Origin of the sequence: Pantoea sp. Taur, assembly GCF_009830025.1 — a bacterium.
GTDB classification, from domain to species: Bacteria; Pseudomonadota; Gammaproteobacteria; order Enterobacterales; family Enterobacteriaceae; genus Pantoea; species Pantoea communis.
Genome location: NZ_SZZZ01000001.1, coordinates 304170 through 320041, shown reverse-complemented (window position 1 = coordinate 320041; position 15872 = coordinate 304170). Strand labels below are relative to the sequence as shown.

17 protein-coding genes are annotated in these 15872 nt (G+C 54.3%); 11 read left to right on the top strand and 6 right to left on the bottom strand.

The window, feature by feature from the left end; genetic code table 11:
- The first annotated feature begins 8 nt into the window (after nucleotides 1–8).
- The 4 genes from FD744_RS01470 to crtB are packed head-to-tail and all read left to right on the top strand — an operon-like array spanning nucleotide 9 to nucleotide 4853.
- A complete protein-coding gene (locus tag FD744_RS01470; protein WP_160867011.1) occupies nucleotides 9–1280 on the top strand; it encodes a glycosyltransferase in 1272 nt (423 codons plus the stop codon).
- On the top strand, nucleotides 1280–2446 hold the full coding sequence (crtY, locus tag FD744_RS01465; protein WP_160867010.1) for a lycopene beta-cyclase CrtY: 1167 nt from the start codon (nucleotides 1280–1282) through the stop codon (nucleotides 2444–2446). Before FD744_RS01470 ends, crtY begins: the two co-directional genes overlap by 1 nt.
- Nucleotides 2446–3927 carry a phytoene desaturase gene (locus FD744_RS01460; protein ID WP_160867009.1) on the top strand — a complete coding sequence of 494 codons (1482 nt, stop codon included), beginning with the start codon at nucleotides 2446–2448 and terminating at the stop codon, nucleotides 3925–3927. The genes crtY and FD744_RS01460 overlap by 1 nt, the downstream gene beginning before the upstream one ends.
- Nucleotides 3924–4853: a 15-cis-phytoene synthase CrtB gene (gene crtB, locus FD744_RS01455; protein ID WP_160867008.1), complete on the top strand. Its 930-nt coding sequence runs from the start codon at nucleotides 3924–3926 to the stop codon at nucleotides 4851–4853. The genes FD744_RS01460 and crtB overlap by 4 nt, the downstream gene beginning before the upstream one ends.
- Here the strand turns inward: crtB and FD744_RS01450 are convergent.
- A complete protein-coding gene (locus tag FD744_RS01450) occupies nucleotides 4792–5322 on the bottom strand; it encodes a sterol desaturase family protein (RefSeq protein ID WP_160867007.1) in 531 nt (176 codons plus the stop codon). The genes crtB and FD744_RS01450 overlap by 62 nt on opposite strands.
- 154 nt (nucleotides 5323–5476) lie before the next feature.
- Between FD744_RS01450 and FD744_RS01445 the strand changes: the two genes are divergently transcribed.
- From FD744_RS01445 to FD744_RS01435, 3 genes are all read left to right on the top strand, one after another.
- Entirely contained in the window at nucleotides 5477–5716 is a 240-nt protein-coding gene (locus tag FD744_RS01445; protein ID WP_058962011.1) for a type II toxin-antitoxin system CcdA family antitoxin, read from the top strand.
- 2 nt (nucleotides 5717–5718) lie between these two features.
- A complete protein-coding gene (locus FD744_RS01440) occupies nucleotides 5719–6027 on the top strand; it encodes a CcdB family protein (RefSeq protein ID WP_058962010.1) in 309 nt (102 codons plus the stop codon).
- Nucleotides 6028–6156: 129 nt separating this feature from the next.
- Nucleotides 6157–7347, top strand: coding sequence for an MFS transporter (locus FD744_RS01435; protein WP_160867006.1), 1191 nt, complete (start codon nucleotides 6157–6159; stop codon nucleotides 7345–7347).
- Between the two features lie 2 nt (nucleotides 7348–7349).
- On the opposite strand, the gene sfnG is transcribed toward FD744_RS01435, so the two are convergent.
- Nucleotides 7350–8438: a dimethylsulfone monooxygenase SfnG gene (gene sfnG / locus FD744_RS01430; RefSeq protein WP_160867005.1), complete on the bottom strand. Its 1089-nt coding sequence runs from the start codon at nucleotides 8436–8438 to the stop codon at nucleotides 7350–7352.
- 217 nt (nucleotides 8439–8655) lie between these two features.
- Here sfnG and FD744_RS01425 point away from each other — a divergent pair, with 217 nt between their 5' ends.
- Nucleotides 8656–9108: a GNAT family N-acetyltransferase gene (locus tag FD744_RS01425; protein WP_237449310.1), complete on the top strand. Its 453-nt coding sequence runs from the start codon at nucleotides 8656–8658 to the stop codon at nucleotides 9106–9108.
- Here FD744_RS01425 and FD744_RS01420 read toward each other — a convergent pair.
- Entirely contained in the window at nucleotides 9101–9982 is an 882-nt protein-coding gene (locus FD744_RS01420) for a LysR family transcriptional regulator (RefSeq protein WP_097118741.1), read from the bottom strand. The genes FD744_RS01425 and FD744_RS01420 overlap by 8 nt on opposite strands.
- A 129-nt stretch (nucleotides 9983–10111) precedes the next feature.
- Here FD744_RS01420 and FD744_RS01415 point away from each other — a divergent pair, with 129 nt between their 5' ends.
- Complete coding sequence (locus FD744_RS01415; RefSeq protein WP_237449309.1) at nucleotides 10112–10957, top strand: MBL fold metallo-hydrolase; 846 nt, start codon at nucleotides 10112–10114, stop codon at nucleotides 10955–10957.
- Here FD744_RS01415 and FD744_RS01410 read toward each other — a convergent pair.
- The 3 genes from FD744_RS01410 to FD744_RS01400 form a co-directional block, all read right to left on the bottom strand.
- On the bottom strand, nucleotides 10954–11304 hold the full coding sequence (locus FD744_RS01410; protein ID WP_160867004.1) for a helix-turn-helix transcriptional regulator: 351 nt from the start codon (nucleotides 11302–11304) through the stop codon (nucleotides 10954–10956). The genes FD744_RS01415 and FD744_RS01410 overlap by 4 nt on opposite strands.
- Nucleotides 11305–11391: 87 nt before the next feature.
- Nucleotides 11392–12333 carry a sugar phosphate isomerase/epimerase gene (locus FD744_RS01405; RefSeq protein ID WP_160867003.1) on the bottom strand — a complete coding sequence of 314 codons (942 nt, stop codon included), beginning with the start codon at nucleotides 12331–12333 and terminating at the stop codon, nucleotides 11392–11394.
- Between the two features lie 8 nt (nucleotides 12334–12341).
- On the bottom strand, nucleotides 12342–13520 hold the full coding sequence (locus FD744_RS01400) for a Gfo/Idh/MocA family protein (protein WP_160867002.1): 1179 nt from the start codon (nucleotides 13518–13520) through the stop codon (nucleotides 12342–12344).
- 454 nt (nucleotides 13521–13974) lie between these two features.
- Here FD744_RS01400 and FD744_RS01395 point away from each other — a divergent pair, with 454 nt between their 5' ends.
- Both FD744_RS01395 and FD744_RS01390 read left to right on the top strand, forming a co-directional pair.
- On the top strand, nucleotides 13975–14988 hold the full coding sequence (locus FD744_RS01395) for a LacI family DNA-binding transcriptional regulator (RefSeq protein ID WP_160867001.1): 1014 nt from the start codon (nucleotides 13975–13977) through the stop codon (nucleotides 14986–14988).
- Nucleotides 14989–15005: 17 nt separating this feature from the next.
- Nucleotides 15006–15830, top strand: coding sequence for a sugar phosphate isomerase/epimerase (locus FD744_RS01390; protein ID WP_160867000.1), 825 nt, complete (start codon nucleotides 15006–15008; stop codon nucleotides 15828–15830).
- Nucleotides 15831–15872: the final 42 nt, after the last annotated feature.

The following is a 15872-nucleotide window of genomic DNA, read 5'->3' as shown; positions in this document are numbered from 1 at the left end:
GACTGCCGATGGGGCACTTTGCCGTGATTGCGCCGCCACTGTATAGCCACTTTCACGCGCTGCAGGCGTTGTCACAGACGCTGATTGCGCGCGGTCATCGCATCACCTTTGTGCAACAGGACGATGCACGTCTCCTGCTAACGGATGAATGTATAGGATTCAGCACCGTAGGTGAGCGCAGCCATCCCGTCGGTTCTCTGGCACGGGTGTTACAGCATCTGGCCTCGCCCCTTTCGTTATGGCGGGTAATCAGTGATATCGCCGCCAGCACCGATATGTTGTGTCGTGAACTGCCTGCGCGTTTAACCTCGTTGCAAGTCGATGGTGTGATTGCCGATCAGATGGAAGCGGCGGGTGGCTTAGTGGCAGAAGCGTTGCACCTTCCCTTTGTTTCAGTGGCCTGCGCGCTGCCGGTGAATCGCGAGCCTGGCATACCGCTGGCGGTGATGCCGTTTCGCTTTGGTCAGGATGAAAAATCTCTGCAACGTTTTCAGGCCAGCCAGGATATTTATGATCGTCTGATGCAGCGCCATGGCGCGGTGATCAGCCACCATGCGCAACGATGGGGTTTACCCGATCGCCACAGCCTGCATCAATGTTTGTCACCGCTGGCGCAGATTAGCCAACTCGTTCCGGCATTTGATTTTCCGCGCCAGCATCTGCCCAGCCATTTTCACGCTGTGGGTCTGCTGCAGGCATCGCATCCTCCCCGCAGTGCCAGCGCGCCCTGGCCTGAATTGCGACAGCCGGTGGTTTATGCCTCTTTTGGCACCTTGCAAGGTCATCGTTTTCGCTTGTTCCTGCATCTGGCACAAGCGTGCCGCAACCAGCAGCTCTCGTTGGTGATTGCCCATTGTGGCGGTTTGGACGCCAATCAGGTGCAGCAGCTTAAGCGCGCCGGTGCGGCGTGGGTGACGGATTTTCTCGATCAGCCAGCCGCGCTGCAACATGCGCAGCTGTTTATCACCCATGCCGGACTCAACAGCACGTTAGAGTCACTGGAATGGGGCACCCCGATGCTGGCGCTGCCACTGGCCTTTGACCAACCCGGCGTGGCGTCACGTATTGCCTGGCACGGCGTCGGGCATCGCGCGTCTCGCTTTAGCCGCGTGCATCAGCTGGAACAGCACCTGCAGCAACTGTTGACGGATGACGGCTACCGGCTGCGCATCTCGCCCATTCAGGCGCAACTACAGCGTGCCGGTGGTTGTGAGCGCGCTGCTGATATCGTTGAGCAGGCATTGGGGCAACAACGTGTTGTGCTGGCGGAGGCGACCTGATGCCCGAGAATTATGACGTGATTTTAGTGGGTGCCGGACTGGCTAATGGCTTGATTGCGCTGAAGCTGCGTCAGCGCCAACCCCAGTTGCGCATTCTGATGCTGGAAAGTCACGCGCATCCGGCCGGTAATCATACCTGGTCCTTCCATCAGGACGATCTCAGCCCCGATCAGCTTCAGTGGCTACAACCGTTGATTGCCCACCGCTGGCCCGGCTATCAGGTGCGTTTCCCTACACTGCGCCGCAATCTCAGCGGGGAATATTGCTCAATCACCTCTGCAGATTTTGCCCAACGGCTTTATGAGGTCATAGCGGATGATCTCTGGATCAATACCCCGGTGAATGAGGTGCGACCCACCCAGGTCACCTTGGCCGACCATCGCGTACTGCATGCTGCGGTGGTGATTGATGGTCGCGGCCTGCAACACACGCCGCATCTGCAACTGGGCTATCAAGCCTTTGTCGGTCAGGAGTGGCATCTGGCGAGGCCTCACGGTTTAACGCAGCCAATCTTGATGGATGCCACAGTGGACCAGCAGCAAGGCTACCGTTTTGTTTACACCTTACCGCTGAGTACAGATCGTCTTTTAATTGAAGATACGCACTACATTAACCAGCCGACGCTGACAGAGCACACTGCGCGGCAGAATATCGCCGACTACGCCAAAGCGCACCACTGGCCATTGAGTCTTCTGCTGCGTGAGGAGCAGGGTTCGCTGCCGATTACGTTGAGTGGCGATATCGATGCTTTCTGGCAACAACAGCGTGATCAACCCTGCAGCGGGCTGCGTGCGGGCTTGTTCCACGCCACCACGGGCTACTCGTTGCCCACAGCACTGGTGCTGGCAGAACGCATTGCCCAACTGTTGCCCTGTGATGCGACAACGCTCAGTCACGCCATCGAAAAGTTTGCGCGCGAGCAATGGCGAGCACAGCGTTTTTTCCGGCTGCTCAATCGGATGCTGTTCTTGGCCGGACGCCCGGAACAGCGCTGGCGTGTGATGCAACGCTTTTATCGGCTGGATGCCGGATTAATCAGCCGCTTTTACGCCGGGCAACTCCGCCTCGGCGACAAAGCGCGCATTTTATGTGGCAAACCGCCCGTGCCAATCGGCGAAGCGGTGCGCGCACTGATGACGACCTCTTCTAAACCAGGGAAGAAATAATGACACGCACTTATGTGATTGGCGCCGGTTTCGGCGGCCTGGCGTTGGCTATTCGGCTGCAGGCGGCCGGTATTCCTACCACGCTACTTGAGCAGCGCGATAAACCCGGCGGACGCGCCTACGCATGGCAGGAACAGGGCTTTACTTTTGATGCCGGGCCCACGGTGATCACCGACCCGACTGCGATTGAAGCGCTGTTTACGCTGGCCGGAAAATCACTCAGCGATTATGTCGAGTTGATGCCGGTTACGCCTTTCTATCGCTTATGCTGGGAAGACGGTAAACAGCTCGACTATGACAATAATCAACCGTTGCTGGAGCAGCAAATTGCCCGCTTCAACCCGGCCGATGTCGCAGGCTATCGGCAGTTTCTCGCCTATTCACGCGAGGTGTTCAAAGAGGGTTATCTTAAGTTGGGGACTGTGCCTTTTTTGCATTTCCGTGACATGCTGCATGCTGGCCCTCAGTTAGGCCGCTTGCAGGCCTGGCGCAGCGTTTACAGTATGGTGGCGAAATTTATACAGGATGATCACCTGCGCCAGGCATTCTCTTTTCACTCGCTGCTGGTTGGCGGTAATCCTTTTGCAACGTCCTCGATCTATACCTTGATTCATGCGCTGGAACGCGAATGGGGCGTATGGTTCCCACGTGGCGGCACGGGAGCGCTGGTGCAAGGTATGGCAAATCTATTTACCGATCTGGGTGGCGAATTGTTGCTCAACGCCGAAGTGAGTCAGCTGGAAACCCAGGGCAATCGCATAATTGGCGTACAGTTGAAAGATGGTCGCCGGTTTGCAGCTAATGCGGTGGCGTCAAATGCCGATGTGGTGCATACCTATGATCGGTTGCTGCGTGGGCATCCTGCCGCCAGCAAACGTGCGGCCTCGCTGAAACGTAAACGCATGAGCAATTCGCTGTTTGTACTCTATTTCGGTCTGAATCACCCGCATTCACAGCTGGCGCATCATACCGTGTGCTTTGGCCCGCGCTATCGTGAGCTGATCGACGAGATTTTTAACAGCAGCCAGCTTTCAGACGATTTTTCGCTTTATCTGCATGCACCCTGCTCCAGCGATCCATCACTGGCTCCGGCAGGCTGTGGCAGTTTCTATGTATTGGCACCGGTGCCGCATCTCGGCACGGCGGCGATCGACTGGCAACAGGAAGGACCGCGTTTACGCGATCGCATTTTTGCTTATCTGGAGGAGCACTATATGCCGGGACTACGTCAGCAACTGGTGACGCACCGCATGTTTACGCCGTTTGATTTTCGCGACACGCTGCATGCCCATCAGGGTTCAGCGTTTTCGCTGGAACCGATTTTGACGCAGAGCGCATGGTTCCGCCCACATAACCGCGATGCGGATATCGCCAACCTCTATCTGGTTGGTGCTGGCACACATCCCGGCGCCGGGGTACCCGGTGTGATTGGCTCGGCGAAAGCCACTGCGCAACTGATGCAGGAGGATCTCGCTGGATGAATCGCCAACCCCTGCTAGAGCAAGTGACCCAGACCATGGCGGTCGGCTCAAAGAGTTTTGCCACCGCCGCGAAACTGTTCGATGCGCCCACGCGGCGCAGCACGCTGATGCTGTACGCGTGGTGTCGCCACTGCGATGACGTGATTGATGGACAAACGCTGGGCGAAGGCGGCACACAACATGTGGTAGAAGATGCCGAAGCGCGCATGCTGCATCTGCAAATTGAAACCCGCCGTGCTTACAGCGGTGCGCACATGGATGAACCCGCGTTCAAAGCATTCCAGGAGGTGGCGTTAATTCACCAGTTGCCGCCACAGTTGGCGTTTGATCATCTGGAAGGCTTTGCGATGGATGCGCGTGAGGCGCGCTACGTGACGTTCGATGATACTTTACGCTACTGCTATCACGTCGCGGGAGTGGTGGGCCTGATGATGGCCCGTGTGATGGGCGTCCGTGACGAAGCGGTGCTGGATCGCGCCTGCGATCTGGGGCTCGCCTTCCAGCTCACCAACATTGCCCGCGACATCGTTGAAGATGCGCAGAACGGTCGCTGCTATCTGCCGCAAAGCTGGCTGGATCAAGCTGGCTTAACCGGCCAGAATCTTGCCGATCCGCAACATCGCGCTGCCCTGGCACCACTGGCCGCGCGACTGGTGAGCGAAGCAGAACCCTATTATCACTCTGCTCGTTCCGGCTTACCAGGGTTGCCGCTGCGTTCCGCGTGGGCTATCGCCACCGCACGCGGCGTCTATCGTGAGATTGGGGTGAAAGTGCAACATGCGGGTGAGCACGCCTGGGATGCGCGACAACGCACCAGCAGCGGCGAAAAACTGGCGCTGCTGGTGAAAGGTGCTGGCTTGGCGCTTACCTCACGTTTGACTCGTCCGGAGTCGCGTCCTGAGGGCTTATGGCAGCGTCCGCGTTAACGGATTTATGCCGCTGTCGCAGCGCCGCCTGCAATTTATGCAATGGCGGCGCATAGAGAAAGCCGAAAGAAACACATCCTTCCCGTCCTCGCACCGCATGATGCATGCGGTGCGCCATATAAAGGCGCTTGAGGTAGCCTTTGCGCGGGATATAGCGGAACGGCCAGCGCTGATGCACAAGACCATCGTGCACCATAAAATAGAGTGCGCCGTACAAGGTTACGCCCGCACCAATCCATTGCAGCGGCCAGTAGCCGTTTACGCCGATGTAGATCAGCGCAATCGCCATGAACATAAACACCACGGCATAGAGATCGTTGAGTTCAAATTTGCCGTCGTGCGGTTCATGGTGTGATAAATGCCAGCCCCAGCCCCAACCGTGCATGATGTACTTATGCGACAGTGCCGCCACCACTTCCATCACCACCACTGACGCCAGCAAGATCAGCGTATTCCATAACCAAAGCATCGTGCATCCATTTGTGTTGAACAGAGGCTTTAAAAGTGGACGCGGAAAGGTCGAGAGGCAAGTCAATAACGTTTATTTTTGTTGGATTGATGGCAGTTGAGTTTTCATCCATACTCATCGACATTACTACACGTGTAGTCCACACGGGGGATTTATGCCTAATACCAGTGTAAACCAGAAGAAAACCGTCAGCGTCACCGTCGAACCCATGCTATTGCAACAAGCCAGAGAGGCCGGTTTAAACTTATCCGCGATTCTTGCTGAGGCTTTGCGACAAGAAATACGGGTAGCCGCTGCAGAAAAATGGAAACAAGAAAATAGTGCCGGTTTACAGGAACTGAACCGCATAACTGAAGAGCATGGTTTATTGTCGGATGAACACAGGACGTTCTAAATATGCAGTACATGATTTATAACAACACCAGTAAAAACAGTGCTTACCCTTATCTGGTCGATGTTCAAAGCGATATCATTGATCAGCTCACAACGCGTATTGTCATTCCTTTGTACCCTATGAATCGACTTAAGGCTGGTCAGGTAAAACGGCTTAACCCCGTCATCGAAATTGAGGGAGAGGGCTATCTCGTCATGACCCATGAAATGGCAAGTGTGCCCGCATCTCTGTTAGGAAAACAAGTGATGGATGCGCGCCCTTATCGCCAGCAAATCAAAGATTCTATTGATTTTATCTTTGATGGATTTTGAAACTTTACATGTCAAACGTCCCTCGTTAGCATTCCCCTCCTCAGCGGAAATGAACTGCTGCGTAAGCGTTAACGTCAATCAACGCACCATATGCAGAATCGTTCTGCCTCAACTCTATGGTGCGCAAATATGTCCCATACCACTATTGCCCAAAATCCAGCCCTGCGACGCGCGGGTTTTTTCTTGTTTCTGTTGCTGCTTACTGCTGCCAACCTGCGAACGCCGATCACCGCCACCGGCCCCATCCTGGAGAATATCCGCGCCAGTTTTGGACTGAGCGCCAGTGCCGCAGGCGTGATCAACTTTTTACCGCTGCTTATGTTTGCCACGCTGGCACCGCCTGCCGCCTGGTTTGGTAATCGCTTTGGCCTGGAACGCAGTTTGTGGGGCTCGCTGCTGCTGATCACGCTGGGGTCGTTGCTGCGCATTACCGGCAGTGAAAATGCCATGTGGGCAGGAACCCTTATTCTCAGTTCCGGGATTGCCGCCGCCAATGTCCTGTTGCCACCGCTAATCAAACGTGACTTTACTGAGCACACGGCACGCTATATCGGGTTGTATGCCATGGTGATGGGGATTTCAGCCAGTATTGCATCAGGGATTGCGGTGCCACTGGCTGAAATCAGCTCCGCAGGTTGGCGTCTGTCGCTCGCGGTGTGGCTGGTGCCCGCGTTTATCGCGCTGCTCGCCTGGCTACCTTATCTGAAAAAGTCGGGGCCGCAGGTGCACGCCGCAGCAACCCACAGCGTGACGCGATCGCCCTGGCGCTCAGCATTGGGCTGGCAAGTTTCGCTGTTTATGGCCACTCAGTCACTGCTGTTTTATACCCTGATTGGCTGGTTCACCCCGTTTGCGCAAGACAACGGTATTAGCCAGATTGAGGCAGGCGGCATGCTGTTCGTCTATCAGATCGTCGCCATCGTCTCCAATCTCGCCTGCATGAGCGCCCTTAAACGACTGCGCGATCAGCGCGCTATTGGCTTTGTCGCTTCATTCCTGATTTTTGTTGCGGTGGGCGGCTTGCTGCTGCTGCCTTCATGGTCACTTTTGTGGCTGATTCTGGCTGGATTGGGCGCGGGCGCATCGCTGGTGATCAGTCTTTCACTGTTTAATCTGCGCACTCAGGATCATCGCCAGGCATCAAAACTCTCCGGCATGGCGCAGTGCGTCGGTTACGGGCTGGCGGCACTTGGCCCGCTGTGTTTCGGTATGCTACATGATGCCAGCGGTAACTGGCTGGTGCCGCTGATCATGTTGCTGGCGGTCACCGTGGTTCAGATGGTGATGGCGCTACTGGCGGGCCGCGCCCGCCATATTTAATTTCAGGCGGAGACCCGGCTTTCCTGACGTTCCAGTTCACGCACTCGCGGAATCACCTCGCGGCCAAAGAACTCAACGTCCTCATGGAAGTGCAAAAAGGCCAGCAGCAATAAATCGACGCCTGCCTGCTTCAACGCCATGATGCGCTCAGCGATCTGTTGTGGGGTGCCAATTAAATTGGTCTTAAAGCCGTCGTTATACTGCACCAGATCTTCAAACGACGATTTTGCCCAGTTGCCCTCACCTTCGGGTGAGGCACTTCCCGCGTTTTTCACCTCATGCTGGAAGCCTTTAACAGCATCCGGATTGGCTTTGGCGATGATTTCCTGCAGGACGGACTGCGCTTCCTGCTCTGTATCACGGGCGATGACAAAACCGTTTAAACCAATTTTAACCTGATGTCCGTGCGTGATGGCTTTCACCTGAATGTCTTCAATTTGCTGCTGAACGCCCTCCGGCGTATTGCCGTTGGTGAAGTACCAATCCGACACGCGTGCCGCCATATCACGCGCTGCACGGGAACTGCCGCCCTGGAAGATTTCAGGTAAAGGTAAAAGAGGTTTGGGTTTTAATGCGTAATCGCGGAAGCGATAGAAGTCTCCGGCAAAGGTGAAGCTGTCTTCACGCCAGATACCTTTAAGGCAGCGGATAAATTCTTCAGACCGTAGGTAACGCTCTTCATGATCGAGCCAGGGTTCGCCAATCGCTTTAAATTCGCCCCGAAACCAGCCGCTGACAATATTGACGGCGATACGTGGACCGTAAAGATGGCTGATGGTAGCGATCTGCTTGGCGGCCAGCACGGGATTCCATGGGCCGGGCAGCAGCGCGGCAATCACTTTGAGCGTTGAGGTATGGCTCAGCAAGTCCTGTGAGAAGGTCACCGATTCATGCTGGTTATCTGCCCCGTATCCGGCAGTAAATCGAATCTGCGTCAGGGCATAGTCGAATCCTGCCTTTTCAGCGATTTTTGCCAGTTCGCGATTATACTCCGCGTCCCAACGGGTGCGCTGTTCAATCTGACTGATCACTAATCCACCGGACACATTGGGCACCCAGTAAGCAAATTGCAGGGGTTTCTTATCTGACATCGGCTTCTCCTGTCGATATATAGCTTAAAAATATGAATTTCTATCAAGTTCAATCTTTTCGATATATAAAGGGCAATGCAGCAGTTGTGCCAAATTTGCATGAATTTAAGCAGTTGATTTTATTAAGATGAGAGCGTTACTTAACGGGTGAGTAGTTGCAAATACAACAGCCTTTGTAAAACGCCCGTCGCCATTGCAACAGTGAGAGGAGAAGAGATTGAATCTGCGCGTTGAAACCATCACCCCGTATGTCCCCGGATTTTCGTCACTCAAAGCGGAGAGCATCGACCTGGGTTTCAATATGCTTCGCAGGCTCGATGATAATTGGCGCAACGGCACCAATTGTTTCGATCTCCCTGGCGAAAAGCTGTTGGGGCTGTTTTCATGCCATCAACTGATTGGTGTTGGCGGGCTGAATCAGGACCCATTCATGACAAATTGTCGGGCTGGCAGGGTTCGTCATCTCTATTTAGGTCAATGTTATCGCGGCATGGGGCTGGGAACGTTGTTACTGCAAGAGATCATTCAGGATGCGGTCATCCATTTTGCTCTGATCAATACCCATGCACCGCACGCAGCGTATTCCTTCTATGAACGGTTGGGTTTTCATTGCTTAGCGGATCAGGATATCAGCACGCATCGGCTACAGCTCATTGCCGCGACTAAGTGAGCGCATCCCTCCTCGGTAGCGCGTCAATAAACTCCCGAATCTGCGGCCTGTTATCGTCCTTCCGCCACACAGCATATAAGGTTATCTCCAGCGGTAACCACGGCAGCATCACCAGTGAAACGGTATCTGCGACCCGACTCGCCAGGCTTTGTTGAATGAAGGTAAACCCCAGGCCCGCTTCCACGCAGGCCAGGGCAGCCAGCGGCCCGTTCACCTCAAAGGTAATATCCGGCTGGAAACCCGCTTGCTCACATGCAGCCAGTAAGCGGGCGCGCGCAGCTGGATTGAGGTGCGCATGATCGGCTATCCAGCGCTGTTTTTGTAAATCTGCCGGTGTGGGTGTAGCGATGGTTTGTGCTTTTGGCATGACTAACAGAATCGGTTCCGTCAGCACTTTTTTCTGCAAAAACCAGTCGCCCTTTTCGGGAGGGGTATGCAGTAGCGCTACATCCAGCGCCCTTTCCTCAAGTAATTCGCGTTGTTGCTGGGATCGCATCGCGTGCAGATGGATAGCGGTGCCGCTTTGCTGATCAATCCGGGCAATGGCATCTGGCAGTATGCGCGAATGTATCGCCGCCTCAACATAACCAATATCCAGACGCCCCCTGGCCGTCTGCGTCAGGCTGCGGCCATAATCGGTGAGACGCGCATGATGTTGCAGAAAAGGCGTGACCTCATCCAGAAATTTTCGCCCTGCTTCCGTCAATCGCAGACGCTTTTTCTCACGATGAAACAGCGTGACGCCGAGTTCACTCTCAAGTTGTTGAATTTGCCTGCTCAGCGGGGATGCCGAGATATGCAGCTTTTCCGCCGCCTGACCGACATGTTCCAGCAGCGCCACAGTAGCAAAAGATCGCAATAATTTAATGTCCACAGCTTTTTCGGTCTCAACTCAGTCGAAAAGGATGATAGTCACACCCGCCGGTTCCCTGCAATATTTCATTGCTGATGCAGCTTAATGATTAAACAGCGTTTTCTCTTTCGGTGAAGAACAAAGGCGGTAATGATGGTCAAACATTTCTCCTCACAACGCGTGGGTCACTATCTGGTCACGGCTATCAGTGATGGCACCATGAAAGCCAGCCTTACGCTGCTCTCCGGCATTGATATCCCCAGCGCAGAGTCAATTCAAGCGCAATCGGGTATCGATGTGCCGGGTGATATTCATATTTACTGTTATCTGATTCGCGGTGAAGGACGCACGATCTTGATTGATAGCGGCATGGGCGCCGTCAATCATATTGGCGGGGAATTGCAGCCTAATCTGTTAGCGCTGGGTGTTAACCCCGACGCCATTGATACTCTGTTGCTCACGCATTGCCATCCCGATCATATTGGCGGCTTACTAACAGCCAACGGTCAACCCGCCTTTGTTAATGCGCAACTTTATCTCTCTACGGCTGAAGCGGCATTTTGGCGGGATGATGAAAAGCTTGAAACAGCCAACGAACGCACTCAGAGAAATGCCTTGCTGGTGCGTCGTACGCTCGAGGCCTATCGGCCCAGCCTGCACCTGATTGAGCAGAATAATATCACTGCGGATATCCAGGCTATCAGTCTGCCAGGCCATACGCCGGGGCATACCGGATATCTGATTGATTCCGACAATGAACGTCTACTGATCTGGGGCGATATTGTACATTACCCGCATATCCAGTTAGCTCGACCAGACGTTTCCATTTCCTTTGATAACGATCCGGCACTGGCTGAAACCACGCGCAAAGCGATTATCGAACAGGTTTCAAGGGACAAAACGCGGGTAGCAGGCATGCACTTTGGCGCATCCGCATTTGGCTATATTGAGGGTGATGTGCGCTCCGGCTATCTGTTGCGGCCAAAAACGGATTAAGACGCTGAGCTGTGAAAGTCGTTGACGGTGCCACGCGTCAGACCATCCTGCGTGGTCGCCGTAAGAAATGCGCCCAGCAGCCCGGGGAAGCGTGCGTCCAGGTCGTCACGACGCAGTGACAAGAGGTTTTCACGGCCTGAAGGTTTCTGCCAGATGACGCCACTGTCGCGCAGCACGCGCCAGTGATGCGTTAGAGTGGATTTGGACACGCCCTTCAGCAGCGATCCGCACGTGTGCTCACCCCCCTCCGCCAGGATAGCCACCACACTCATGCGCAGGGGATTGCCGAGCGCGGCCAATACATTTTCCAGACGGATTTCATCGCGCTGCGGGTGATTTTCCAGCATAGGCTGCCTCATGATAGTTCGTATAAACACGAAGTATCGGGCAGCGGATGCGGGATGTACAGCGCGGCAGCACACCGCGCTCAACGCCTACTGACTGATGGTCTGTTTCAACGCGGCAATCGATGAGGTGATGCCCGCTTCCACCGACATGGTGAGATCTTCCATTTCCAGTGAGACCCAGTCGTTGTAGCCCATCATACGGACCACGGAGAAGAATTCCTTCCACCACTGCAAATCCTGGCCGCAGCCCACAGCAACGTAGTTCCAGGCGCGGTTTGCCACATCCTCCACCGGTTTGGTTTCCAGCAGACCGTTGATATTGACCAGACCCCGTTCCATCCGCACATCTTTACCATGGCAGTGATGAATCGCCGGCCCCAGCGCCCGAGCTGCGGCAATCGGATCGGCGCCCATCCACAGTAAATGGCTGGGATCAAGGTTCAGCCCTACCATGTCGCCCACCGCATTGCGCAGCCGGAACAGGGTCTCTGGATTCCACACCAGCATGGAGCTGAAGTTCTCCAGCGCAAATTTCTCGACCCCACTTTGCTTCGCACGCGCCACCAGCCCTTGCCAGTAAGGGATCGCCACTTCATTCCATTGATAGTCGAGGCAGTTTTTCAGTGTCGGCGGCCAGCTCACGGTATAGGTGATCCAATTGGGAATGGTGTCATGCGGACTGGCAGGCGGTAACCCACTCATCATGACTATTTTCTTCACACCCAACTCACCCGCTAACGCCAGGGCATTTTCGGTATCGCGTTGATGCTTTTGACCAAGTTCACCGCGATCCAGCGGATTACCCGATACATTCAGAGCGGCAATTGACATCCCGCGGCTTTCCAGTGCTTTCAACAGGTTCTGACGCTGTGTGGCACTGCCCAGTAACGCTTCTGTCGGCAAATGTGGCGCAGAGGACCAGCCACCCGTCGTCATTTCAACGCCGTAAACACCCAGTTCCAGCAGTTTGTCCAGCATTTGCTCAAACGGCAGATGCCCCAGGCTGTCGGTACAAAAAGAGAGTTTCATGGCAGTCCTTATTGGTAGTTGACCCAGGTCGCGCCGTTGTCGGCGGAACGAACACAGTTTTCAATCCAGCGCACGCCTTCCAGCCCGGCATTGATGTCGGGATAGATCAGGTTATCAAGCGTGTGCTGATCGCCACGCTGGGTGGCACTGATAGCGATGGCGAATTTCAGGTAGATGTTGGCCCAGGACTCGGCCAGGCCTTCAGTATGCAATGCACCCAGACGCTCATCCGCCAGCGCACTTTCATGCAAATACGGCATACCGTGATGCATCAGTTGATTTGGCTGGCCCTGCACTTCGTATTTCAACTCGCCCGGATTGTAATCACTCCACTCCAGACTGGCGCGTGAACCGATAATGCGGATGCTTTGGCTGTCCATTGAACCGGCGTTGATCGATGACGCCCACATGCGCCCTACCGCCCCGTTGTCGTAATGCATCAGCACCATCGCGTTGTCTTCCAGCGGTGCGCGTGAGGGAATAAAGCTTTGGCGATCGCACAGCAGCGATTTGACTTTCAGCTGCGGCAGCACCAGCTGCGAAATGTAGAAGGTGTGAGTGGAGATATCGCCCAGTACAAACGAGGGGCCGGCGATTTTTGGATCGACACGCCATTTCTGTGCTTCGCTAAATTTATCGGCACTGTCATTGGCGCTGAAGCCGTGGGTATATTGCAGCTCCACCATACGCACTTCGCCGATTTCGCCGTTGGCAATCATGGCTCGCATCTGCATCAACAATGGATGGCCGGAGAAGCCGTATGTCACGCCGACGATGAGCTTTTTCGCCTCTGCCAGCGCTTTAATCTCCTGCGCTTCCGCGCTGGTGAAGAACAGCGGTTTTTCACAAATCACATGAATACCGGCATTCAGCGCCGCTTTCGTGATCTCATAATGGGTGCCATTGGGGGTGGCGATTGATACCACTTCCACCCCATCGTCACGCTTTGCCTCTTCCTCAAGCAATTGCTGGTAGTTGTCATAACAACGTTCCGGCGCAAGTCCAAGATTGACGCCAAATTCGCGCCCACGTGTAGCATCAATATCAAAGGCGCTGGCGACCATCTGGTAGGCGGTATTGTCACGTAAGGCACCGGACCGATGTTTATAACCCACCTGACTCAGGCGGCCGCCACCGATCATTGCCCAGCGGAGCGGGCGTGGAATGCGTTTTTCACCATTTAACATAGTCACTCCTGTTTTTGCACCCGGGTGCAAATTAGGTTGAGGGTAGATGTTCGTATCTGTTACTGCTGATTCTTGTTATTTATTCACGCACTGGAATCCTTTGCACTGCACGTACTGCCGTACTTTACGAGATGCTACCGAGTGCAAATCGCATCAGAATCGGGCATAAAAAGGATGATTCTTGTGCTTACAAGCGCTGAATGTCAGCGATGCCGACTTTTTAGTCAATCTGGCAACATGCAATTCAGCGAAGAAGATCACAAAAACCATTAAATTTGCACCCGAATGCAAAACCCATTGCAATCGGGTGCAAAGATCAAACATAATCGTAACATCATAAAAACAGGGTTATTCGATGTCATTTGCCTCATTTGCCTGCGCTTAGGTGTTTATTTTCAGTTGGCTTTCACGTTCAATGCAGGGGACTCCGCCTTTTTATCCCTACGCAGGTGCTATGAATAAACCAACAAAGAAGCCCCACAAAGCTACAGCAAGTGATGTCGCACGACTTGCCGGCGTCTCAAAATGGACCGTATCCCGCGCTTTCACGCCCGGTGCATCCATCTCTGACAAGGCGCGCGAGCAGATATTGAAGATCGCCGCAGAATTGGGCTATCGCCCTAACCTGCTGGCGCGCAGCCTGTCGCAGAAGAAAACGCACATTATCGGCGTGGTGATCGATGAGATGAAGAATCCTCACTCGATGCTGATGCTCGACATGGTCACGCGTCAGTTGCAACAACGCGGCTATATGGCGTTGTTGCTGAATATTGGTAGCGGAAAAAATTACAGCGCCGTGCTGACGCTCGCCGATCAGTTGCAAGTGGATGGCCTGCTGTTTCTCGGCACCGTGTTAACCGACGAACTGATTAGCGTGGCGCGCGAGATGCATCAGATTCCGCTGGTGCAGGTGTGCCGAAACAATGACGAGCCCGATATCGATGTGGTGAACGTTGACGGTTTACGCGCGGGTAAACAGCTGGGCGAACTGTTGCTGGCACAGGGCTACACCCGTATCGGCTATATGATGGGACCGGAAACCAGCAGCCATCATACCCAGCGCCTGGATGGCCTAAACCTGGCACTCCAGGAGGCTGGATTGACGCTGGAATTACTGCTCACTGCAGGCGAGTACTCTCGTGAGCGGAGTTATGAAGTGCTGAGTGATTATCTCAACTCGCACGCCCCTCAGCAGCGGGTTGACGCCCTGTTTTGCGAGAACGACATTTTGGCACTCGGCGCATTGACGGCGCTTAAAGAGCATGCAGGCAACCGTTTTATGGCGGTGGTGGGTTTTGATGATATCGATGAAGCCAGTTTGTCCAGCTGGCAACTGACCACGTTTAGCCAGCGATTGGATTTAATTGTCAATGAAGCCCTCAACCGCTTGATTGACGGAAAGGCCACTCCAGGTGGTGTTTGGTCTCAGGGAGAATTGCGCTTACGACGCTCTCACCTGAAACCCTGAGGTAACAAGGAGGAGAGATGAAGTTGTCACTGCATGGTGTTTCTGTCTGGTACAGCAATGCCGTCACTCAGTTACGCATCGCCCACGAAACAGGCTACAGCGGACTGGAGATTCTGCCTGAACATCTGTATCGCTATCTGGATAACGGCGGCAGTTACGCAAAATATCGTGATCTGCTGGCGAAGTATCAGATTGAGATCACCTGCATTAATGCTTTGAAGCGGATGGGTCGTTTCCAGCCAGAAGAACGTGCCGCCCTGCTGCGTGAAGCGGAGAAAGTGGTGCAGGCGGCCGTGGAACTGCGCTGCCCGGTGGTGCAAATTATGGCGTTAACCGAATTAGATCATCTGCCAGACGCCGCACGTGACGCCATCTTGCTGGAAAACCTCTGCGCCATCGCCGATATCGGCAAGCCACATGGCATTAAATTCCAGATAGAAGTGGTGGCCTTCACTGCCTTCAATTCACTGCAACACGCGCTGGATCTGATTAAACAGAGTGGCAAAGATAACCTTGGCGTGGTGGTCGATTTCTGGCACCTGCACGCCGGCGGTGGCACCACACCGGATGAAGTGGCGTGCATGGACAAGGATTTGATCTACGGTGTGCATTTCTGTGATGGTCGCGCCGCCTATCCGGGCGAAGCCTGGGACGAATGGGTCCAGCGCAATTACGCGCCCGGTGAGGGAGATGTTGATATTCCAGCCTGGGTGGCGGCAGTGAAAGCCACGGGATACAACGGCGTATGGTCACCGGAATTATTGAGCCCGCGCAACTGGGAAGATGATCTCTGGGATATTGCCCGTCACAGCATCGACGACATGAAAAAATATATTTATTAAAAATAAAGGAGGCCCGAATAACGGGTTTTCCGTGAAGACATT